This is a genomic window from Streptomyces sp. NPDC002057 (genome assembly GCF_040296665.1).
Lineage (GTDB): Bacteria > Actinomycetota > Actinomycetes > Streptomycetales > Streptomycetaceae > Streptomyces.
This window is the reverse complement of record NZ_JBEOXR010000046.1, coordinates 1-20,679: the sequence shown is the minus strand read 5'-3', so window position 1 is coordinate 20,679 and position 20,679 is coordinate 1. Positions and strand designations below refer to the sequence as shown.

General features: G+C 70.2%; 19 protein-coding genes and 5 tRNA genes. 9 read left to right on the top strand and 15 right to left on the bottom strand.

Features of this window, described 5'->3' with window-relative positions:
* Positions 1–34 precede the first annotated feature (34 nt).
* From ABT129_RS28525 to leuC, 4 genes are all read right to left on the bottom strand, one after another.
* The gene (locus ABT129_RS28525) at positions 35–736 is read right to left on the bottom strand and encodes an HU family DNA-binding protein (protein ID WP_351907324.1); all 702 of its coding nucleotides are present in this window, start codon (positions 734–736) and stop codon (positions 35–37) included.
* Between the two features lie 143 nt (positions 737–879).
* Positions 880–1,107: an SCO5555 family protein gene (locus tag ABT129_RS28520; protein WP_030325570.1), complete on the bottom strand. Its 228-nt coding sequence runs from the start codon at positions 1,105–1,107 to the stop codon at positions 880–882.
* 104 nt (positions 1,108–1,211) lie between these two features.
* Positions 1,212–1,805, bottom strand: coding sequence for a 3-isopropylmalate dehydratase small subunit (gene leuD / locus ABT129_RS28515; RefSeq protein ID WP_351907322.1), 594 nt, complete (start codon positions 1,803–1,805; stop codon positions 1,212–1,214).
* 6 nt (positions 1,806–1,811) lie between these two features.
* Positions 1,812–3,236, bottom strand: coding sequence for a 3-isopropylmalate dehydratase large subunit (gene leuC / locus ABT129_RS28510; RefSeq protein WP_351907320.1), 1,425 nt, complete (start codon positions 3,234–3,236; stop codon positions 1,812–1,814).
* A gap of 140 nt (positions 3,237–3,376) precedes the next feature.
* On the opposite strand from leuC, the gene ndgR reads away from it, so the two are divergent.
* Complete coding sequence (gene ndgR / locus ABT129_RS28505) at positions 3,377–4,093, top strand: IclR family transcriptional regulator NdgR (RefSeq protein ID WP_015036427.1); 717 nt, start codon at positions 3,377–3,379, stop codon at positions 4,091–4,093.
* Positions 4,094–4,218: 125 nt separating this feature from the next.
* On the opposite strand, the gene ABT129_RS28500 is transcribed toward ndgR, so the two are convergent.
* The 9 genes from ABT129_RS28500 to ABT129_RS28460 form a co-directional block, all read right to left on the bottom strand.
* A tRNA-Glu gene (locus ABT129_RS28500) sits at positions 4,219–4,291 on the bottom strand.
* A 39-nt stretch (positions 4,292–4,330) separates the two neighbouring features.
* Positions 4,331–4,402: transfer RNA gene (locus ABT129_RS28495), tRNA-Gln, on the bottom strand.
* Between the two features lie 14 nt (positions 4,403–4,416).
* Positions 4,417–4,489, bottom strand: a tRNA-Glu gene (locus ABT129_RS28490).
* An 84-nt stretch (positions 4,490–4,573) separates the two neighbouring features.
* Positions 4,574–4,646 (bottom strand) — tRNA-Glu (locus ABT129_RS28485).
* A gap of 41 nt (positions 4,647–4,687) precedes the next feature.
* Positions 4,688–4,759: transfer RNA gene (locus ABT129_RS28480), tRNA-Gln, on the bottom strand.
* A gap of 94 nt (positions 4,760–4,853) precedes the next feature.
* A complete protein-coding gene (locus ABT129_RS28475) occupies positions 4,854–5,576 on the bottom strand; it encodes an HAD family hydrolase (RefSeq protein ID WP_351907318.1) in 723 nt (240 codons plus the stop codon).
* Positions 5,577–5,602: 26 nt separating this feature from the next.
* Positions 5,603–7,075: a glutamate--tRNA ligase gene (gene gltX / locus ABT129_RS28470; RefSeq protein ID WP_351907316.1), complete on the bottom strand. Its 1,473-nt coding sequence runs from the start codon at positions 7,073–7,075 to the stop codon at positions 5,603–5,605.
* The gene (locus ABT129_RS28465) at positions 7,068–7,853 is read right to left on the bottom strand and encodes a fumarylacetoacetate hydrolase family protein (protein ID WP_351907314.1); all 786 of its coding nucleotides are present in this window, start codon (positions 7,851–7,853) and stop codon (positions 7,068–7,070) included. The genes gltX and ABT129_RS28465 overlap by 8 nt, the downstream gene beginning before the upstream one ends.
* A 127-nt stretch (positions 7,854–7,980) precedes the next feature.
* Positions 7,981–8,184, bottom strand: a complete 204-nt coding sequence (locus ABT129_RS28460; RefSeq protein WP_351907312.1) for a hypothetical protein — start codon at positions 8,182–8,184, stop codon at positions 7,981–7,983.
* Positions 8,185–8,753: 569 nt separating this feature from the next.
* On the opposite strand from ABT129_RS28460, the gene ABT129_RS28455 reads away from it, so the two are divergent.
* The 8 genes from ABT129_RS28455 (at position 8,754) to ABT129_RS28420 (ending at position 19,385) form a co-directional block, all read left to right on the top strand.
* A complete protein-coding gene (locus tag ABT129_RS28455) occupies positions 8,754–12,539 on the top strand; it encodes a sensor histidine kinase (RefSeq protein ID WP_351907310.1) in 3,786 nt (1,261 codons plus the stop codon).
* Positions 12,540–12,548: 9 nt separating this feature from the next.
* Positions 12,549–12,962, top strand: a complete 414-nt coding sequence (locus tag ABT129_RS28450; protein WP_015036421.1) for a roadblock/LC7 domain-containing protein — start codon at positions 12,549–12,551, stop codon at positions 12,960–12,962.
* A gap of 159 nt (positions 12,963–13,121) precedes the next feature.
* Complete coding sequence (locus ABT129_RS28445) at positions 13,122–13,526, top strand: DUF742 domain-containing protein (RefSeq protein WP_015036420.1); 405 nt, start codon at positions 13,122–13,124, stop codon at positions 13,524–13,526.
* Positions 13,507–14,088: a GTP-binding protein gene (locus tag ABT129_RS28440; RefSeq protein ID WP_055602619.1), complete on the top strand. Its 582-nt coding sequence runs from the start codon at positions 13,507–13,509 to the stop codon at positions 14,086–14,088. The genes ABT129_RS28445 and ABT129_RS28440 overlap by 20 nt, the downstream gene beginning before the upstream one ends.
* A 339-nt stretch (positions 14,089–14,427) precedes the next feature.
* Positions 14,428–17,742: a sensor histidine kinase gene (locus ABT129_RS28435; protein WP_351907308.1), complete on the top strand. Its 3,315-nt coding sequence runs from the start codon at positions 14,428–14,430 to the stop codon at positions 17,740–17,742.
* A gap of 7 nt (positions 17,743–17,749) precedes the next feature.
* Positions 17,750–18,163, top strand: coding sequence for a roadblock/LC7 domain-containing protein (locus ABT129_RS28430; RefSeq protein ID WP_317877038.1), 414 nt, complete (start codon positions 17,750–17,752; stop codon positions 18,161–18,163).
* 108 nt (positions 18,164–18,271) lie between these two features.
* The gene (locus ABT129_RS28425) at positions 18,272–18,823 is read left to right on the top strand and encodes a DUF742 domain-containing protein (protein ID WP_351907306.1); all 552 of its coding nucleotides are present in this window, start codon (positions 18,272–18,274) and stop codon (positions 18,821–18,823) included.
* A complete protein-coding gene (locus ABT129_RS28420; RefSeq protein ID WP_015036414.1) occupies positions 18,804–19,385 on the top strand; it encodes a GTP-binding protein in 582 nt (193 codons plus the stop codon). Before ABT129_RS28425 ends, ABT129_RS28420 begins: the two co-directional genes overlap by 20 nt.
* A gap of 197 nt (positions 19,386–19,582) precedes the next feature.
* Here ABT129_RS28420 and ABT129_RS28415 read toward each other — a convergent pair whose 3' ends face one another.
* Both ABT129_RS28415 and ABT129_RS28410 read right to left on the bottom strand, forming a co-directional pair.
* Positions 19,583–19,786: an acyl-CoA carboxylase subunit epsilon gene (locus ABT129_RS28415; protein ID WP_351907304.1), complete on the bottom strand. Its 204-nt coding sequence runs from the start codon at positions 19,784–19,786 to the stop codon at positions 19,583–19,585.
* A gap of 14 nt (positions 19,787–19,800) precedes the next feature.
* Positions 19,801–20,679: acyl-CoA carboxylase subunit beta (locus ABT129_RS28410; RefSeq protein ID WP_351907302.1), on the bottom strand; the 879-nt coding region annotated here is incomplete at its 5' end.

The window sequence follows — 20,679 nt, the reverse complement described above, 5'->3', positions numbered from 1 at the left end:
GGGAGCCCGGCCCGGCGGGTGTCTACCGCTCGTCCTACTTCTTGGCGGCGGCCTTCTTGGCGGTCGTCTTGCGCGCCGTCGTCTTCTTGGCGGGCGCCTTCGTCGCCGTGGCCTTCTTCGCGGCCGGCGCGGTCTTCTTGGCCGTGGCCTTGGTGGCCTTCTTCGCGGCGGCCGTGGTGGTCTTCTTGGCGGCGGCGGACGTCTTCTTCGCCGCGGCCGTGGTGGTCTTCTTCGCGGGGGTCGCCTTCTTGGCGGCCGCCGTCGTGACCTTCTTCGCGGGGGTCGCCTTCTTCGCGGCGGCCGTCGTGGTCTTCTTCGCCGGGGTCGCCTTCTTCGCGGCGGCCTTCTTGGCGGTGGAGGCCCGCTTCGCGGCGGCCTTCTTCACGGTCGCGGAGGCGCCACCGGTGAGGGAGCCCTTGGGGGCCTTCTTGACGGAGACCTCGCCGCCCTTGGGGAGCTTCTTCGAGCCGCTGACCAGGTCCTTGAAGCCCTGACCGGCACGGAAGCGCGGGACCGAGGTCTTCTTGACCCGCACCCGCTCACCCGTCTGCGGGTTGCGGGCGTAGCGGGCCGGACGGTCGACCTTCTCGAACGAGCCGAAACCCGTCACCGAGACCCGGTCGCCCCCGACCACGGCACGCACGATGGCGTCGAGCACGTGGTCGACGGCTTCGGCGGCCTGCTGGCGACCGCCCATCTTGTCGGCAATCGCTTCTACGAGCTGCGCCTTGTTCACGTCTTCCCCTTCGGAGACATTGCCAGAACGAAAGTGTTCAAGCTTTTTCGCACGTTAGGCATGTATATACCGCAAATCAAACACGAAACGGGCTAATCACCCTAGTGCCGCAACGCGGAAGAGCCGTTGCGGAGTTCTTGGTGTCAGTCGTCCTCTGGGAATCGGCCCTCGTCGAGGTCCTTCATCAACCGGTCCAGACGCGTTGCCGCGTCCTTGAGATCGTGCTTCGCCGCGGCCGTCACGACCAGCAGCTTCCGGGACAGCGCCATCCTTACGCCCTCCGGGACTTGCAGTGAGCGCACTCTTGTGTGCGCTTCCTTCAATCGGGCGGCGACTGACTCGTAGAGCTCGAGTTGGCTGTCGCGTTCCATGCACCGATTGTGCCATCTAGGGCGAGTTGTCGCCCGACAGGGTCTCAACAAGCGACTGCGCCCCCCACCGGGCGGTGGGGGGCGCAGTCTTGGAAAAGCGCTGCTCAGACCGTAATTGTACGGGGCTTGAAGGCCGGTCGTGCCGCCTCGTAGGCCGCGATGTCGGCTTCGTTCTGAAGGGTGAGGCTGATGTCGTCGAGTCCGTTCAGGAGCCGCCAGCGGGCGTTCTCGTCGAGCTCGAAGTCGGCGTCGATCCCGGCGGCCAGGACCTTGCGCTGCTCCAGGTCGACGGTGATCTCGGCGGTGGGGTCGGCCTCGGTCAGCTCCCAGAGGGCGTCCACCGTCTCCTGCGGCAGGACCACGGTCAGCAGGCCGTTCTTCAGCGAGTTGCCGCGGAAGATGTCGGCGAAACGGGCGGAGATCACCGTCTGGAAGCCGTAGTTCTGGAGCGCCCAGACGGCGTGCTCGCGGGAGGAGCCGGTGCCGAAGTCGGGGCCGGCGACCAGGACGGAGGCGCCCTGCCGCTCGGGGCGGTTGAGGACGAACTCGGAGTCCTTGCGCCAGGCCTCGAAGAGACCGTCCTCGAAGCCGTCGCGGGTGACCTTCTTCAGCCAGTGCGCGGGGATGATCTGGTCGGTGTCGACGTTGCTGCGGCGCAGCGGGACGGCCCGGCCGGTGTGCGTGGTGAAAGCTTCCATGGTTCCTCAGACCCCCGCGGTGGTGACGGCGTCGGACAGATCGGCCGGGGAGGCCAGATGGCCCAGGACGGCGGTGGCGGCGGCGACCTGGGGCGAGACCAGGTGGGTCCGCCCGCCCTTGCCCTGCCGACCCTCGAAGTTGCGGTTGGAGGTGGACGCGGAACGCTCACCCGGCGCCAGTTGGTCGGGGTTCATGCCCAGGCACATCGAGCAGCCCGCGTGCCGCCATTCGGCGCCGGCCTCCTTGAAGACCTTGTCCAGGCCCTCCTCGACGGCCTGCAGGGCGACCCGGACCGAGCCCGGGACGACCAGCATGCGGACGCCGTCGGCGACCTTGCGGCCTTCGAGCAGACCGGCGGCGTTGCGCAGGTCCTCGATGCGGCCGTTGGTGCAGGAGCCTACGAAGACGGTGTCGACCCTGATGTCGCGCAGCGGCTGTCCGGCGGTCAACCCCATGTACTCCAGGGCCTTTTCGGCCGCCAGGCGCTCCGAAGCGTCTTCGTACGAAGCCGGGTCGGGGACGTGCCCCGAAAGCGGCGCGCCCTGGCCGGGGTTGGTCCCCCAGGTGACGAACGGGGCCAGCGCGGCCGCGTCGACGACGACCTCGGCGTCGAAGACGGCGTCCTCGTCCGACTTCAGGGTCTTCCAGTACGCGACGGCGGCGTCCCAGTCCTCGCCCTCGGGGGCGTGGTCGCGGCCCTTGAGGTAGGCGAAGGTGGTCTCGTCGGGGGCGATCATGCCCGCGCGGGCGCCGGCCTCGATCGACATGTTGCAGATGGTCATCCGGGCCTCCATCGAGAGCTTCTCGATGGCGGAGCCGCGGTACTCCAGGATGTAGCCCTGGCCGCCGCCGGTGCCGATCTTGGTGATGATCGCCAGGATCAGGTCCTTGGCCGTGACATCCTCGGGCAGCTCGCCGTCGATCGTGATGGCCATGGTCTTCGGGCGGGCCAGGGGCAGCGTCTGGGTGGCGAGGACGTGCTCGACCTGGCTGGTGCCGATGCCGAACGCCAGCGCGCCGAAGGCGCCGTGCGTGGAGGTGTGCGAGTCGCCGCAGACGACGGTGGTGCCGGGCTGGGTCAGGCCCAGCTGCGGTCCCACCACGTGGACGACGCCCTGCTCGACGTCGCCCAGCGGGTGCAGGCGGACGCCGAACTCGGCACAGTTCTTACGGAGGGTCTCCAGCTGTGCGCGGGAGACGGGGTCGGCGATCGGCTTGTCGATGTCGAGGGTCGGGGTGTTGTGGTCCTCGGTGGCGATGGTGAGGTCGAGGCGCCGCACCTGCCGGCCGTTCTGGCGCAGACCGTCGAAGGCCTGGGGGCTGGTCACCTCGTGCAGCAGGTGCAGATCGATGAAGAGGAGGTCGGGCTCGCCCTCGGCGCGCCGGACGACGTGGTCGTCCCAGACCTTCTCCGCGAGTGTCCTACCCATCGCTTTCCCTCCGGCCGACGTCTACGCCGGCACAACTAGAGACCCGTTTCGCGGGCCGTTGTGCGGCCGCCTCACCAGAGTGACAAGTTCCTCGGGAAATTGAACTTGCGTTTCACAGAGTGAGACGCGAATATCGTTTCATGGACAACTCTAGCGGCGTAGGCGTTCTCGACAAGGCAGCCCTTGTCCTGAGCGCCCTGGAGTCCGGTCCGGCCACCCTCGCAGGACTGGTCGCGGCGACGGGACTCGCACGACCCACGGCACATCGTCTCGCCGTGGCACTGGAACACCACCGGATGGTGGCGCGTGACATGCAGGGCCGGTTCATCCTCGGACCGCGCCTCGCGGAGCTCGCCGCCGCGGCCGGCGAGGACCGCCTGCTCGCGACCGCGGGCCCGGTTCTCACGCATCTGCGCGACGTCACCGGCGAGAGCGCCCAGCTCTACCGGCGCCAGGGCGACATGCGCATCTGCGTGGCGGCGGCCGAGCGTCTCTCGGGCCTGCGGGACACCGTCCCGGTCGGCTCGACGCTGACGATGAAGGCCGGCTCGTCCGCGCAGATCCTGATGGCCTGGGAGGAGCCGGAGCGGCTCCACCGCGGCCTCCAGGGCGCCCGCTTCACGGCGACGGCCCTGTCGGGCGTACGGCGCCGCGGCTGGGCCCAGTCGATCGGCGAGCGGGAGCCGGGCGTCGCGTCCGTCTCCGCGCCCGTGCGCGGGCCGTCGAACCGCGTGGTGGCCGCCGTCTCGGTCTCCGGGCCGATCGAGCGCCTGACGCGCCACCCGGGCCGTATGCACGCCCAGGCCGTCATCGACGCCGCCGCCCGTCTCTCCGAGGCGCTCCGCCGCACCGGCTGACGTCCTCCCTCTCCTCCGTTCGTCCCGGCCCACCGCTTCAACGCCGCAGCGGTGGGCCGGAGTTGTGTGCGCCGCACGGAACAGCGAAGAAGCCCTCCCCCGAAGGGAAGGGCTTCTTCGTCTCGTACCCCCGACCGGATTCGAACCGGCGCTACCGCCTTGAGAGGGCGGCGTGCTAGGCCGCTACACAACGGGGGCCTTGCGGATCAGATCCGCGGTGCAGATGAGCTCTGCGAGCTGGCCTACCTGGACTCGAACCAAGAATGACGGTACCAGAAACCGTAGTGTTGCCAATTACACCATAGGCCATGGTGGTTACACCGTACCCCCGACCGGATTCGAACCGGCGCTACCGCCTTGAGAGGGCGGCGTGCTAGGCCGCTACACAACGGGGGCCCTAGCGATCCCACCCGGTCGGAACCGGGTGATGTCACCGTAGATCCACCGGGAGCTACCCAAGTGATCTACAGGATGGATCTGTACCCCCGACCGGATTCGAACCGGCGCTACCGCCTTGAGAGGGCGGCGTGCTAGGCCGCTACACAACGGGGGCTTTGTGGATGCCATCCACGATTGCAGATAAAGCTCTGCGAGCTGGCCTACCTGGACTCGAACCAAGACTAACGGAACCAGAAACCGTCGTGCTGCCAATTACACCATAGGCCACCGGGGCAATGTCCCCCACCAGGGAGGATCTTGCTCGGCTTGCGCTTTCCGGGTTCTTGCCTTTCGGCTTGTTCCCCTCGGCGCAGGAAGAACATTACCCGAAGGTGGACGGTGCTCCAAAACGGGTATGCCCGCCGAGCAGGGCGGGGAGCTGGCGGAGGTCCGTGATCCGGTTCAGCTCGGGCCTGCCGCCGGTGCCCGCGCGGTCCAGCCAGACGCCCCGCAGCCCCGCCTCCACCGCGCCCCTGGCGTCGATGTCCGGCTGGTCCCCCACGTACACGACCTGGTCCGGACGCAGGTCAAGAGCGGTGCAGGCGGCGTGGAAGGCCTCCGGGGCCGGTTTGGCCACCCCGAGCTCCGCGGCGCAGAGGAGGACCTCGAAGCGGTCCCGCACGCCCAGGACCCGGAGCTTGCGCTCCTGGTTGTGGAGGCTGGAGTTGGACAGAATCCCGTGACGATAGTCATCGGCCAGGAGGTCCAGGACGGGGACGGTGTCGGGGAAGAGTTCCCAGGCCGCCTCGTAGTGGGAGACGTAGCGGTCGAACCAGTCGTCGGCCTCGGCGGCGGTGAGCTCCGGGAGCGCGAGGAAGTCACGGACGCGCTCCCGCCGCTGCTCCTGGAAATCGACCCCGCCGGCCTCGAAGCGGCGCCAGTGGAGCGCGGTCAGCTCCCGCCAACGACGGAGGGCCTGGTCGACGGAGTCGAATCCGTCCACCAGGCCCTCGGCCGTCAGGTGCGCGCTCATGCCGACGTGGTCGGCGCGGGCGTAGTCGAAGATCGTGTCGTCGACGTCCCACAGCACCGCGCGGATGGTCATGGATCGACCGTACCGCGCGGCGGGGGTCAGGCGGTGAGCTTCGCCAGAGCCGCGTCGACGCGGGCCAGGGTCTTCTCCTTGCCCAGGATCTCCAGGGACTCGAAGAGGGGCAGGCCGACCGTGCGGCCGGTGACCGCGACGCGGACCGGGGCCTGGGCCTTGCCGAGCTTGAGGCCGTGGGCCTCGCCGGCCGCCAGGACCGCGTTCTTGAGGGACTCGGGGTCGCTCCAGTCGGCGGCGTCGAGCTTCTCGCGGGCGGTGGTGAGAAGGGCCGCGGGCTCGCCCTTCATCGCCTTGTCCCACGAGGGCTGGTCGAAGACCGGCTCGGGCAGGAAGAGGAAGTCGACGTTGGCCGTGATGTCCGAGAGGACGGTGACGCGCGTCTGGGCGTGCGGCGCGATGGCCTCCCAGGCGGCCTGGTCGAAGTCCTCGGGCGCCCAGTTGGCGTGCGGGGCCCGCAGCCAGGGCTCGCAGGCCGTGGCGAAGGCCTTCACGTCCAGCATCCGGATGTGGTCGGCGTTGATCGACTCGGCCTTCTTGAGGTCGAAGCGCGCCGGGTTGGCGTTCACGTCGGCGATGTCGAACGCCGCCACCATCTCGGGGATGGTGAAGATGTCCTGGTCGGCCGAGAACGACCAGCCGAGGAGCGAGAGGTAGTTCAGCAGGCCCTCGGGGAGGAAGCCGCGCTCCCGGTAGAGGTTGAGGGAGGCCTCCGGGTCGCGCTTGGAGAGCTTCTTGTTGCCCTCGCCCATCACGTACGGCAGGTGGCCGAAGGCGGGGATCTGCTTGGCGACGCCCAGCTCGATCAGCGCCTTGTAGAGCGCGACCTGGCGCGGGGTGGAGGAGAGCAGGTCCTCGCCGCGCAGGACGTGGGTGATCTCCATCAGCGCGTCGTCGACCGGGTTGACCAGGGTGTACAGCGGGGCGCCGTTGGCCCGGAGGATGCCGTAGTCCGGCACGTTCTCCGGGGTGAAGGTGAGCTCGCCGCGGACCAGGTCGGTGAAGGTGATCGGCTCCTCGGGCATCCGGAAGCGGACGATCGAGGTGCGGCCCTCGGCCTCGTACGCGGCCTTCTGCTCGGCGGTGAGGTCGCGGCAGTGGCCGTCGTAGCCGGAGGGGCGGCCGGCGGCGCGGGCGGCGGCGCGGCGCTCGTCGAGCTCCTCGGTGGTGCAGTAGCAGGGGTACGCGTAGCCGCCGGCGAGCAGCTTCTCGGCGACGTCCTTGTAGATGTCCATCCGCTGCGACTGCCGGTACGGGGCGTGCGGGCCGCCGATCTCCGGGCCCTCGTCCCAGTCGAGGCCGAGCCACTTCAGGGAGTCGAGCAGCTGCTCGTACGACTCCTCGGAGTCGCGGGCGGCGTCGGTGTCCTCGATGCGGAAGACCATGGTGCCCTCGTTGTGCCGGGCGAAGGCCCAGTTGAAGAGAGCGGTGCGGACCAGACCCACGTGGGGGTTGCCGGTCGGCGAGGGACAGAAACGGACGCGGATCGCGTTAGCCACGCTTGATCACCTTATTGGTGAGAGTGCCGATGCCTTCGATGGTGACGGCGACCTCGTCGCCGACGTTGAGGGGGCCGACCCCGGCGGGGGTGCCGGTGAGGATGACGTCGCCGGGGAGCAGCGTCATGGCCTCGGTGATGTGGACGACCAGGTCCTCGATGGAGCGGATCATGTCGCTCGTACGACCCAGCTGGCGCTGTTCGCCGTTGACCGTGGCCTGGATGGCCAGGTCGCTCGGGTCGAGGTCGGTCTCCACCCAGGGCCCCAGGGGGCAGGAGGTGTCGAAGCCCTTGGCGCGGGCCCACTGCTTCTCGCGCTGCTGGGCGTCGCGGGCGGTGACGTCGTTGGCGCAGGTGTAGCCGAAGACGACGTCCTTGACGCGCTCGCGCGGAACCTCGCGGCACATGCGGCCGATCACCACGGCCAGTTCGGCCTCGTGGTGCAGCTCGTCGGAGAAGGAGGGGTACTCGATGGCGTCGCCGGAGCCGATCACCGAGGTGGTGGGCTTGAAGAAGGCGACGGGGACGTCGGGGACCTCGTTGCCGAGTTCGGCGGCGTGCTCGGCGTAGTTGCGGCCGATGGCCACGACCTTGTTGGGGAGCACGGGCGGCAGGAGCCGTACCTTGCTCAGCGGGACCTTGGTGCCGCTGAGCTCGAAGTCGGTGTACGGGATGCCCTTGATGATGTCGAGGACGAGGCCGCCCGATTCGACGGTTCCCTCGCCCTCGACGGCGCCGAAGGCCACATTGCCGTCGATGGAGAATCTGGCGATGCGCACGAGTGCTGTCGCCCCTCACTTGGTACTGGCTGGAGTCTGACGCTCCAGGCTAACGCGGCGCGGGGGCGCTCGACCGGCGGTGCCGCCGGTCGATGACAAGGATGACGCGGGTGGGTCCCGGGGCGGGTCAGCGGGACGCGACGGCGTACGGCTGGGGCTGGAAGGGGGCCGGGGGCTGCATGAGGATCGTGCGGCGGGGGTTGGCCGTCTTCGCGGGGAGCTCGGCCGCGTACTCGGGCAGGGCGGGCCGGCCGAGGTCCGCGGCGTCCGTGAGGTGGACGAGGGTGGAACGGCGGGGGTTGGCCGTGGTGCCGGGCGTCGTCGTCTTCATCGCGGTGACCTGACCTTGTTCCGGAACGGGCGCCGCGTGCGGGCGCGAAGGGGTGTAAAGCGTCAGGCTAAACATGCGATTCCCTTCGAATGCATGGCTAAGGCAACGATCATCGTGTGAGTTTGCTCACCATAGGCGACATAATCCGGGCATTACGGACCGCTCCTCGTCGTCACGGAAAGGGACATTCCGCCACTGAATGCTCTATTCCGCTCCTGATCATGGCGACTGGGACACACGGGTACGCGGAGTCATTGGAGAGGAAAAGTCCCAATCCTCCGTGATCATCTTCTACATGCGGTGACACTGTGCGCACGGGTTGTCATGACCCTCCCGGCGCGACACGCGGCCCTTGTTGGAGATCCGGCACTGTGCTGGAATTCCACGCACCGCCGCGGGTTTCAAGCCGGCGCGCAGGGGGCGCAACGCAGCGCCGGCCGAGTGGCGGGGAAGGGGGAACTGCGCCGGTCACCGACGACCACCTGGGGTGCTCCACACACCCCGATTGACGCCGACACCGTCCTCTCCGTTCATCCGGAAGGACGCCTGGTCCAGAGGTTGCGACGCTAGTGCAGGGACGTTTCAAGAGGGATGGCTCGGGGTCACCCCAGGCCCGCCAGGGCCGAGCGGATGCTCCGGCGGAGCAGGAACCGCGTGCCGGGACCGACCGCGGTCCCTCGGCCTCGCACACCCCGAACCAGGGTCAGGGACCGTCAGGCGAGGGCGGTGACGGCGGCAGGCGCACCAGCGCCGCGGCCGCGTCCGCCGAGCCGTCCGCCACCCCCACCAAGCCCCGGGCCGAGAACGAGGTCGGCCCGCGAATAGCCCTGCGCAACTGGCGCATCTCGACGCGCCTGGTCGCGCTGCTCACCCTCCCCGTGGTCGCCGCGACCACCCTGGGCGGCATCCGCATCAGCGAGTCGCTCCAGGACATGGAGCAGCTCGACCACATGCAGCTGCTCACCAAGCTGACCCGAGAGGCGACCGACCTCGCGCAGGCCCTCCAGGCCGAGCGGGACCTGTCCGCGGGTCCGCTGGCCAACGGCCGCCCGGTCAGCGACTACCAGGTCGCCAACCCGCGCCGTAAGACGGACCTGGAGTACAAGGCCTTCCTGGAGGCCACCGAGGACATCCCGGCGACCGAGGGCGACGAGGCCCTGCGCAGCATCCGGCAGAACGTCAGCCAGATCGCCTCGCAGGTCATCCAGCTCAACACCATCCGGGGCAACGCCTACGAGAAGGGCGTCTCCCACTCGGTGACGGTCGAGGCGTACAGCCGCCTGATCCGTTCGCTGCTCAGCCTCTCCCAGGACATGGCGCAGGCGACCAGCAACCCCGAGATGATCAAGCGGACCCGGGCGCTCGCCGCCTTCTCGTCCGCCAAGGAGTACGCCTCCATCCAGCAGGCGATCATCGCGTCGGCGCTGCCCGCGAGCGACCGGACCTCCGGGGACATCCAGCAGGGCGACCGCCTCTACGGCGAGGCCGCGCTCAACTCCGAGGGCGTCGAGCTCAAGTCCTTCCAGGCGATCTACGAGTCGACCGGTGGTGACGCCAACGAGCGGACCGCGTCCCTGAACACCGGCAATCCGTCGATCACCGCCGCCGAGAAGTACGCCGAGCGCGTCCTCAACATGGACGACGCCATGAAGAGCGGCCCCAGGCGGGGTCACCTCAACTTCACGGACGAGTACGGCACCAAGATCACCGCCATGAACCGCATCGAGCGCGGTCTGCTCGGCGACATGGAGACCATGGCCCGTGAGCTGCGGCAGGAGTCGCAGCGCGAGGCCATCATCAACGGTGCGCTGATCCTCCTCGTCCTCGGCGTCTCGCTCATCGGCGCCTTCGTCGTGGCCCGGTCCATGATCCGCTCGCTACGCCGGCTCCAGGACACCGCGACCAAGGTCGCCCAGGAACGCCTGCCCGAGCTGGTCAAGCAGCTCTCCGAGTCCGACCCGCAGGACGTCGACACCTCCGTCGAGTCCGTCGGTGTGCACTCCCGGGACGAGATCGGCCAGGTGGCCGCGGCCTTCGACGACGTGCACCGCGAGGCCGTCCGCCTCGCCGCCGAGCAGGCCCTCCTCCGGGGCAACGTCAACGCGATGTTCACCAACCTCTCGCGCCGCTCCCAGGGCCTCATCCAGCGTCAGCTCTCGCTCATCTCCGAACTGGAGTCCCGCGAGGCCGACCCGGACCAGCTCTCCTCGCTCTTCAAGCTCGACCACCTCGCGACGCGTATGCGCCGTAACGGTGAGAACCTCCTCGTCCTCGCCGGTGAGGAGCCGGGCCGCCGCTGGACCCGCCCGGTCCCGCTGGTCGACGTCCTGCGCGCCGCCGCCTCCGAGGTGGAGCAGTACGAGCGCATCGAACTCGCCTCGGTCCCCGCGACCGAGGTCGCCGGCCGGGTCGTCAACGACCTCGTCCACCTCCTCGCCGAGCTGCTGGAGAACGCCACCTCGTTCTCCTCTCCGCAGACCAAGGTCCGGGTCACGGGTCACGCCCTGCCCGACGGCCGGGTGCTCGTCGAGATCCACGACACCGGCATCGGCCTCTCCCCCGAGGACCTCGCCGCGATCAACGAGCGGCTCGCCTCGCCGCCCACCGTGGACGTCTCGGTCTCCCGCCGCATGGGTCTCTTCGTGGTCGGCCGCCTGTCCCTGCGACACGGCATCCGCATCCAGCTGCGCCCCTCCGACTCGGGCGGCACCACCGCGCTCGTCATGCTGCCGGTCGACGTCGCCCAGGGCGGCAAGAAGCCGATGCCCAAGCCGGGCGCCGGTGGCCAGGGCGCGATGCCGCCGGGTGCCTCCGCCCCGGGCGGCCGGCTCCCCGCCGGTCCCGGCGCGGCCGGTGGCCCCGGCGGTGGACGTCCGGGCCAGGGCGGTGCGCCGTCGGGCGGCCTGCTCGGCGCGGGCGCTCCGCGCGGCCAGGTCGGCACGAGCGGCCCCCGGGCCGCGCTGCCCGCCCGTGACGGTGGCCCGCAGGGCGCGCCGCAGGGTGCCCCGCAGTCCCGCACCCCGCAGCCGCAGAACGCCCAGCTGGACCGGACCGGACAGCTGCCGCAGATCCCGCAGGCGCCCCAGGCCCCGCAGGGCAACGACCCGCTGCGGCCGGGCCCCGGCGGCGGCGGCCTCATCGGTGGCGCCGCGAGCGCCATCCCCTCCCGTACGGACGTGTGGGGCAGCCAGGGCGGCCCGCAGGCCGGTCCCGGCACCCCGCAGCAGCAGGGCCAGCAGGGCCAGGCCCCCGGTGGCAACCAGACCGGTGGGTACGAGTTCCCGCGCGCCGAGCTGCCGGGAGGCAACCCGCAGCCGCAGCGCCCGCAGGCCGCGAGCTGGGGCAACGAGCAGGGGCAGCAGCCGGTCCGCCGGCCGCAGCAGGAGATGTCCCCGCTGGACGCCCCCCGCGGTCACGAGGACCCGGACACGACGGGCCGCTTCCCGGCTCCGCAGGGTCCCGGCTCCACCGGCCAGTTCCCGCGTCCCGACTTCAACAGCCCCCAGCAGGGCCGCCCGCAGCAGCCCCAGGCCCCGCAGGCCTACCAGGGCGGTTCCGTGGACCCGGCGTCGACGGCGGCGTTCCCGCGCCCCGACTTCGGTGCCCCGCAGGGTCCCGGCTCCACCGGCCAGTTCGCGCGCCCCGACTTCAACAGCCCCCAGCAGCAGGCGCCGCAGCAGGCGGCCCCGCAGCAGCAGGGCTACCAGGGCGGTCAGCAGCAGCAGTTCGGCCGGCAGCCGTACGTACCGCAGGCTCAGCAGCAGGCCCCGCAGCCGCCGGCCCCGCGTCAGCGCACCGGTGGCGGCAGCGGCGACTTCGGCGCCCCGCGCCCGGAGCCGCAGCAGCCGCAGCTCCAGCAGCCGCGCCGTCCGGAGGCGCTGCCGCCGGCCGGTGCGGGCGACGGCCGCACCCCGCTGTACGACACCCTTGAGACCAACTGGTTCCACCAGGAGCAGGCACAGCAGCAGGCGCAGGCCCCGGCCGCGCCGCAGCCGTCCGCTCCGGCTCCCCGTCCGGCCGCCGACCCGGCCACCGACGGCGGACGCCAGAACGGCGGGGCCGCCTGGCGGACCTCGCCCAACGACGAGCTGGTGCGCCAGGCCGAGCGGGTGCGCAAGCCCGCGGCCGGCGGTGTCACCACCTCAGGCCTCCCCCGGCGCGTGCCGAAGGCCAACCTCGTACCCGGGACCGCACAGGAGCAGGCCCACACGGCCGGCCCCCAGGTCTCGCGTGCACCCGACGACGTCCGCGGCCGGCTGACCAATCTGCGCCGCGGCATCCAGCAGGGCCGACAGGCGGGCAACTCGACCACGGGTAGCATCGACCTCGGTCCGAACCATCAGCAGGAGCGTTAGTTGAACGCGATGAGCCAGGCGGCGCAGAATCTGAACTGGTTGATCACCAACTTCGTGGACAACACCCCTGGGGTGTCGCACACGGTGGTGGTCTCCGCCGACGGACTCCTGCTGGCCATGTCCGAAGGATTCCCCCGCGACCGTGCCGACCAGCTGGCGGCGGTCGCGTCCGGACTGACCTCGCTGACCGCGGGCGCGTCCAGGATCTTCGAGGGGGGCCCCGTCGCACAGACCGTGGTGGAGATGGAGCGCGGCTTCCTCTTCCTCATGCAGGTCTCCGACGGTTCCTCGCTGGCCGTGCTCGCACACCCCGAGTGCGACATCGGCCTGGTGGGCTACGAGATGGCGCTGCTGGTCGACCGGGCCGGCAGCGTTCTCACCCCGGACCTCCGCGCGGAGCTCCAGGGCAGCCTGCTCCACTAGCCGGTTCCGCTTTCCGGACACACCCCACGTTCGACCGATCGACAGGGCGGTACGCCCCTCCGTACCGCCCTGGGCACCGTTCACCGTCCGGCCGCCCCATCCGGCCCCCCACCGGCCCCATCAGACGGCAGAGAGCTTGCTGTCACGCCCGGAGGATTCATGACCCCGCCCCCCGCCTCTCACGATCCGTACGGCGCCTCAGTCGACGAGTACGGACACGAGGGCGACCAGCCGCTGGTGCGTCCGTACGCGATGACCGGCGGCCGGACCCGGCCGCGCTACCAGCTCGCCATCGAGGCGCTGGTCAGCACCACGGCCGACCCGGCGCACCTCGCCACGCTCCTCCCGGAGCACCAGCGGATCTGCCACCTGTGCCGTGAGGTCAAGTCGGTGGCCGAGGTGTCGGCGCTGCTCAACATGCCGCTCGGTGTCGCCCGGATCCTCGTCGCCGACCTGGCGGAGGCCGGCATGGTGGCGATCCACCAGCCGGGCAACGGAGAGACCGGCGGCACGCCGGACGTGACTCTGCTCGAAAGGGTGCTCAGTGGACTTCGCAAGCTCTAGCGGCGGCGCGGCCCGTTCAACCACCAGCGCGAAGATCGTGGTGGCGGGTGGCTTCGGCGTGGGCAAGACCACGTTCGTCGGCGCCGTCTCCGAGATCAACCCGCTGCGTACCGAAGCCGTCATGACCTCGGCGTCGGCGGGTATCGACGACCTCACGCACACCGGTGGCAAGACGACGACGACCGTCGCCATGGACTTCGGCCGCATCACCCTGGACCAGGACCTGATCCTGTACCTGTTCGGTACGCCGGGTCAGGACCGTTTCTGGTTCATGTGGGACGACCTGGTGCGCGGCGCCATCGGCGCCGTGGTCCTCGTCGACACCCGTCGGCTCGCCGACTGTTTCCCGGCGGTCGACTACTTCGAGAACTCGGGCCTGCCGTTCGTCATCGCCCTCAACGGCTTCGACGGATCCCAGCCGTACCAGCCGGAGGAGGTCCGTGAGGCCCTTCAGATCGGTCCCGGCACCCCCATCATCACCACCGACGCCCGCCACCGCGCGGACGCCAAGAGCGCCCTCATCACGCTCGTCGAGCACGCTCTGATGGCCCGGCTCAAGTAGCGGTTCGGCCAGGGCGGTTGTCATATGCCTCCGCCAGGGGCGGTCTGTGTCCTTCGACACGGCCGCCCGTGTGTTCATAACGTTTCGACAGAGAATTGGGGCGCCTCGGACACCCGATGCATCCGATCGGTGTCACTGCGCTCACATGAGCCCCGCCATTTGGCGGGGCTCGCTCTTTATGCCCGTTTTATGCGAGGCCTGGACCACTGAAAGCGGTCGGTTCCCACTGTTTGGAACCGACACCCTTCACGTGCTGCAATTCATGAACTCCCGAGTAGTACGGCCCTGAACGAAACACCGGCACAACGTAGGTGCCGACGCCGAGAGGTTGTTGGTCGAGTGAGGCGAAGCAAGGAAAGCTCCGCGGAGCAGGAGACGCGGGGCAACTTCACGCCGCCGTCGCGCACAGCCGTGTCGCCCGCGGACGTGCCCGTCACGCCGCCGCCCGCCGCGGCGGCCGGCAAGGGAAGCTCCAGCAAGCTGTCGCCCCGCAACTGGCGGGTGCCCACCCGGCTGAACGCGATCCTCCTCATACCCGTGCTCGTCGGCCTCGTCATGGGCGGCTTCCAGGTCAAGGGAGCGATCGACACCTGGCAGGAGGCGCAGGACGCCGAGAAGACGGCGCTCATCGTGAGCGCCGCCTCGGAGTACAGCACCGCACTCCTCAACGAGCGCGACCTCACCGCGGGGCCCCTGCTGGCCGCGAAGACCGCCGAGGACCGCAAGGCCGACGAGGTCCAGCGGGCGTACGCCGCGACCGACGCCGCCCGGCTGAAGTTCGACGAGGCCGCCAAGAACCTGCCCTCGGGCCAGGGCCTCGAACGCCGGCTGCGTCTCTTCAAGGACGAGGAGCCGAAGCTCGACGCGCTCCGCAAGGCCGCGTACACCCGCGCCCTCGACCCGGTGAACACCCAGCTCGGGTACACCGGCGTCCAGCACTACCTCACCGAGTTCTCCAACGAGCTCGGCCTGGGCACCGGCAACGTCACGGCCTACGGCCGCAGCGTCTACGCCGTCCAGCTCGCCAAGGGCGCCGAGTCGCTCCAGCGCTCCATCGGCACCCAGCTCCTGGTCCGGCCCAGCCGCCAGGAAGCCGTCTTCGCCCAGCAGTCCGTGGCGTTCAACTCGTACAACTACCTGGAGCAGATCGCCCTCGGCGAGTTCGCCTCCGGTGGTATGCCCGAGGACGTCGAGCTGATGAAGAAGGTCATGGCGGCCAAGGCCGCCGAGGGCGCCAAGCAGATGCAGTCCGCCGGCGTCGAGCTGCCCAAGGGCAAGGACGGCTCCGTCTACTCCGGCGTGGCCTCCGCGATCGGCTCCGCCAAGGACCCCGAGGGCCTCGCGGCGCTCAAGTCCAAGGGCATCACGGACGAGACCTGGATGGCCGTCGCGACCGCCAAGTTCGACGGCTACTCCGAGGTGGAGAAGGCCCTGGTCGACAAGGCCGTCGCCGAGGCCGTCAAGATCTCCGACGAGGCCAAGACGGACGCCTGGGTCATCGGCGGCATCGTCGTCGTCGCCCTGCTCGCCGCCTTCATCCTGGCCGGGATGATGGCCCGCCAGATGAGCCGCTCGATGCGCGAGCTGCGGACCGCCGCCTTCGGCATCGCCGAGCAGCGCCTGCCGATGCTGGTCGACCAGCTCTCCCGCACCGAGCCGGGCCGCGTCGACACCCGTGTGCAGCCGATCCCGATCGACTCGCAGGACGAGATCGGCGAGGTCGCCCGCGCCTTCGACCAGGTCCACCGCGAGGCCGTCCGGCTCGCCGCCGAGCAGGCCATGCTCCGGGGCAACGTCAACGCGATCTTCACCAACCTCTCGCGCCGCAACCAGTCGCTGATCGAGGGCCAGCTGACCCTCATCACCGACCTGGAGAACAACGAGGCCGACCCGGACCAGCTGGAGAACCTCTTCCGCCTGGACCACCTGGCGACCCGTATGCGCCGCAACGGCGAGAACCTCCTCGTCCTCGCCGGCGAGGAGCCGGGCCGCCGCTGGGACCAGCCGGTCCCGCTGGTCGACGTCATGCGCGCCGCCTCCTCCGAGGTGGAGCAGTACGAGCGCATCGAGCTCGCCGGCGTCCCGGAGGCCGAGATCCACGGCCAGGCCGTGACCGACCTCGTGCACCTGCTCGCCGAGCTCCTGGAGAACGCCACCACGTTCTCCTCCCCGCAGACCAAGGTCCGCGTGACCGCGACCCGTCTCCCCGACGGCCGCGTGATGGTCGAGATCCACGACAAGGGCATCGGCCTCACCGCCGAGGACTTCGCGGACATCAACCACAAGCTGGCGAACCCGCCGACCGTCGACGCCGCCGTCTCGCAGCGCATGGGCCTCTTCGTGGTCGGCCGGCTCGCCGACCGCCACGGCATCCGGGTCCAGCTGCGCCCCTCGGGCGAGCAGGCCGGCACGACCTCGCTGGTCATGCTGCCGGACGCGATCACGCACGGTGGCGGCGGCGAGCAGCCGCTCCAGGACGACTTCACCGTCTCCCAGATCATTCCCGAGCAGCAGCGGAGCGCCTTCGAGAGCGCACCGCCGCAGCAGCAGCCGATGCTGACCGCCGCCGACCTCGGTTTCGACGACTCGCGTTACGAGCAGCCGGCCGAGGAGGAGCGTCCGGTCGACCCGGTCGACCGCTCGCTGAAGCGCGAGGGGCGGCGCGCCGCCCTGGAGGCCCAGGCGCAGGGCGGTGACCGTCCGCTCTTCCGCGACGAGGCGGAGCCGCGCGCGGAGGAGTACGGGCAGGGCCAGGAGTACGCGCAGCAGGGCCAGGCCCAGGAGTACCCGCAGGGTCAGGAGTACGGGCAGCAGCAGCCCCAGCAGACGCAGGAGTACGCGCAGGAGCAGTACGCCCCGGCGCAGGAGTACGGGCAGCAGCAGCCCCAGCAGACGCAGGGGTACGGCCAGGAGTACGGGACCGGCTTCCCGCAGCAGCAGGACGGCTACGCGTACCCGCAGCAGGGTTACGAGGCGTACCCCCAGCAGGGCTATGCGGAACCCTCGTACGAGGCTGCGGAAACCGAACACCAGCAGTACGGCAATGCGTTCGATGCCCAGCCCCACCAGGGCGAGTGGCAGGATCAGAGCGCGTACCAGGGCGGCTACCAGCAGCCGTACGGGGCGGAATCGGAATCTGCTCCGGGCGCTCCCGAACAGGCCCCCGACCGCGTAGGCTTCGACCGTCCGGGTCCGACCCCGAGTGCCGCCCCGGACGCCGGTCACGCGCTGACCGACGCCGGTCTGCCGCGCCGCGGCAGCGTCGCCCCGCCGAACCGGCAGGCGCCGCAGCAGCAGGCACCGCAGCCGGTCGAGCCCGCGCAGCCGGCGCAGGAGCAGCAGAACGAAGCCGCCGGTCCCGACGAATGGCGCTCGACCAACGACGAGCGCTGGCAGCGGGCCGGGAAGCTCAAGGACCCGAAGGCGGGCGGGGTCACCTCGTCCGGTCTCCCCCGCAGGGTCCCGAAGGCCAACCTGGTCGAGGGCACGGCGGAGCAGACCCCGCAGGGCGGCCCCCAGGTCTCCCGCGCACCCGAGGACGTCCGGGGCAGGTTGAGCAACCTGCGCCGGGGCGTCCAGCAGGGACGCAGCGCGGGAACGGACACGAACGGATCGGGCCTCGGCCCGGGCAGTACCTACAACCAGGAGCGTTAGTGTGAGCATGAGCCAGGCGGCGCAGAATCTGAACTGGTTGATCACCAACTTCGTGGACAACACCCCTGGGGTGTCGCACACGGTGGTGGTCTCCGCCGACGGACTCCTGCTGGCGATGTCCGAGGGATTCCCCCGGGACCGCGCCGACCAGCTGGCGGCCGTCGCCTCCGGACTGACCTCGCTGACCGCGGGCGCGTCCCGGATCTTCGAGGGTGGTGCGGTCAATCAGACCGTGGTGGAGATGGAGCGCGGCTTCCTCTTCCTCATGTCGATCTCGGACGGCTCCTCGCTGGCCGCGCTCGCTCACCCGGAGGCCGACATCGGCCTCGTGGGGTACGAGATGGCGCTGCTCGTGGACCGCGCGGGCACCGTCCTGACCCCCGACCTCCGGGCGGAGCTTCAGGGAAGCCTTCTCAACTAGAAGTTCTCTCAACCAACAGACAGACAGTGCGTTTCGCGCCACCGCCCCGTAAGGTGCGGTGGCGCGGCTCCAAGGGACATGGACCGCGACGCAGTCGGAGGAGGAGACGTGGGAACACCACCGGGCTCAAGCCCCTACAACGGTTATGACGCGCACCAGGCGCCGCTTGGCGACCCCGCGCAGAACCGGTTCAACTTTCCCTCCACCCCGAGCAGACAGGGTGTGTCGCAGCCCTACCGGCAGCCGCACGCTCCGGCCGCGGGTGGACACGGCGCCTCGCGCGCCCAGTCCGCAGCGGGTTCCAGCAGTTCGGGCGGGCACAACCCGCTGGTGCGTCCCTACGCGATGACCGGCGGCCGGACCCGGCCGCGCTACCAGCTCGCCATCGAGGCGCTGGTCAGCACGACCGCCGATCCGTCCAGGCTGCAGGGGCAGTTGCCCGAGCACCAGCGGATCTGCCGGCTGTGCTTCGAGATCAAGTCGGTCGCGGAGATCTCGGCCCTTCTCTCCATCCCCCTCGGCGTCGCCCGAATCCTCGTCGCCGACCTGGCCGAGGCCGGACTCGTCGCCATCCACCAGCCGGGCGGCGACGAGTCCGCCGGCGGTCAGCCAGACGTGACACTGCTCGAAAGGGTGCTCAGTGGACTTCGCAAGCTCTAGCGGCGGCGCGGCCCGTTCAACCACCAGCGCGAAGATCGTGGTGGCGGGTGGCTTCGGCGTGGGCAAGACCACGTTCGTCGGCGCCGTCTCTGAGATCAACCCGCTGCGTACCGAAGCCGTCATGACCTCCGCCTCCGCGGGCATCGACGACCTCACGCACACCGGCGACAAGACGACGACGACCGTCGCCATGGACTTCGGCCGCATCACCCTGGACCAGGACCTGATCCTGTACCTGTTCGGCACCCCCGGACAGGACCGTTTCTGGTTCATGTGGGACGACCTGGTCCGCGGCGCCATCGGCGCCGTCGTCCTCGTCGACACCCGCCGCCTCGCCGACTGCTTCCCCGCGGTCGACTACTTCGAGAACTCGGGCCTGCCCTTCGTCATCGCCCTCAACGGCTTCGACGGGAACCAGCCCTACCAGCCCGAGGAAGTGCGCGAGGCTCTGCAGATCGGCCCCGACACCCCCATCATCACCACCGACGCCCGCCACCGCGCGGATGCCAAGAGCGCCCTCATCACGCTCGTCGAGCACGCCCTCATGGCACGACTGCGGTAGCCGTCCCCCGGCGTTCACGTACCGAAGGCCGCGCTCCCCCTCCGGGAGCGCGGCCTTCGGCGTTCCCGCGCCCGCCGTCCGGGCCCGCTCGGGGGTCCGGGCAGCGGAAAGGGCCGGACCCCGGCGTCACACCGGGGTCCGGCCCTTCTGCGGCTCCGTCGGGCCTCAGGGGGCGCCGACGGGGCCTTCGTGCGGTCTCAGCGCCAGCTGTGCGGCGCGCGGAAGCCGTGCTCGCGCTCCAGACGGCGCCAGCCGGCCGGGGTGCGGCCGTGGTGGCCCGCCGCCGGGTCCTCGTCGGACCGGGAGGCGGCGCGGGCGAGGAGGACCGCGGTGATGGCGGCGAGTTCCTCGGGGTCGGCGTTGCCCTTCTCCACTCGGAGAAGGTTGGCAGGGGTGGTCACGTGGCTGACTCCTCTTACTGAGGCGGGTTGCCGTGCTTGCGGGACGGCAGGTCGGCGTGCTTGGTACGGAGCATCGCGAGGGACCGGATGAGCACCTGGCGGGTGTCGGCGGGGTCGATGACGTCGTCGACCAGGCCGCGCTCCGCCGCGTAGTACGGGTGCATCAGTTCCGCCTTGTACTCCTTGACCATGCGGGCCCGCATGGCTTCGGGGTCCTCGGCCTCCGCGATCTGCTTGCGGAAGATCACGTTGGCGGCGCCTTCGGCGCCCATGACCGCGATTTCGTTGGTGGGCCAGGCGTACGTGAGGTCGGCGCCGATGGACTGGGAGTCCATCACGATGTACGCGCCGCCGTAGGCCTTGCGCAGGATCAGTGAGATCCGGGGCACGGTCGCGTTGCAGTACGCGTACAGCAGCTTCGCGCCGTGGCGGATGATTCCACCGTGCTCCTGGTCGACGCCCGGCAGGAAGCCGGGTACGTCCAGAAGGGTGATGATCGGAATGTTGAAGGCGTCGCACATCTGCACGAAGCGCGCGGCCTTCTCGGAGGCCTCGATGTCCAGGACACCGGCCAGCGTCTGGGGCTGGTTGGCGACGATGCCGACGACCTGGCCGTCCAGGCGGGCGAGGGCGCAGATGATGTTGCGGGCCCAGCGCTCGTGGATCTCCAGGTAGTCGCCGTCGTCGACGAGCTCCTCGATGACCTTGTGCATGTCGTACGGACGGTTGCCGTCGGCGGGCACCAGGTCGAGCAGGACCTCGGAGCGGCGGTCGGCCGGGTCCTCGGATGCCACGGTCGGCGGGTTCTCGCGGTTGTTCTGGGGGAGCATCGACAGGAGGTAGCGGACCTCGGCGATGCAGGTCTCCTCGTCGTCGTAGGCGAAGTGGGAGAC

Excerpts from the sequence above, each read along its gene's own strand:
- ABT129_RS28460 (WP_351907312.1), bottom strand. The coding sequence starts at position 8,184 with ATGAAGACGACGACGCCCGGCACCACGGCCAACCCCCGCCGTTCCACC.
- ABT129_RS28445 (WP_015036420.1), top strand. The coding sequence starts at position 13,122 with ATGACCCCGCCCCCCGCCTCTCACGATCCGTACGGCGCCTCAGTCGAC.
- ABT129_RS28430 (WP_317877038.1), top strand. The coding sequence starts at position 17,750 with ATGAGCCAGGCGGCGCAGAATCTGAACTGGTTGATCACCAACTTCGTG.
- leuC (WP_351907320.1), bottom strand. The coding sequence starts at position 3,236 with ATGGGTAGGACACTCGCGGAGAAGGTCTGGGACGACCACGTCGTCCGG.
- ABT129_RS28450 (WP_015036421.1), top strand. The coding sequence starts at position 12,549 with ATGAGCCAGGCGGCGCAGAATCTGAACTGGTTGATCACCAACTTCGTG.
- ABT129_RS28475 (WP_351907318.1), bottom strand. The coding sequence starts at position 5,576 with ATGACCATCCGCGCGGTGCTGTGGGACGTCGACGACACGATCTTCGAC.
- leuD (WP_351907322.1), bottom strand. The coding sequence starts at position 1,805 with ATGGAAGCTTTCACCACGCACACCGGCCGGGCCGTCCCGCTGCGCCGC.
- ABT129_RS28520 (WP_030325570.1), bottom strand. The coding sequence starts at position 1,107 with ATGGAACGCGACAGCCAACTCGAGCTCTACGAGTCAGTCGCCGCCCGA.
- ndgR (WP_015036427.1), top strand. The coding sequence starts at position 3,377 with ATGGACAACTCTAGCGGCGTAGGCGTTCTCGACAAGGCAGCCCTTGTC.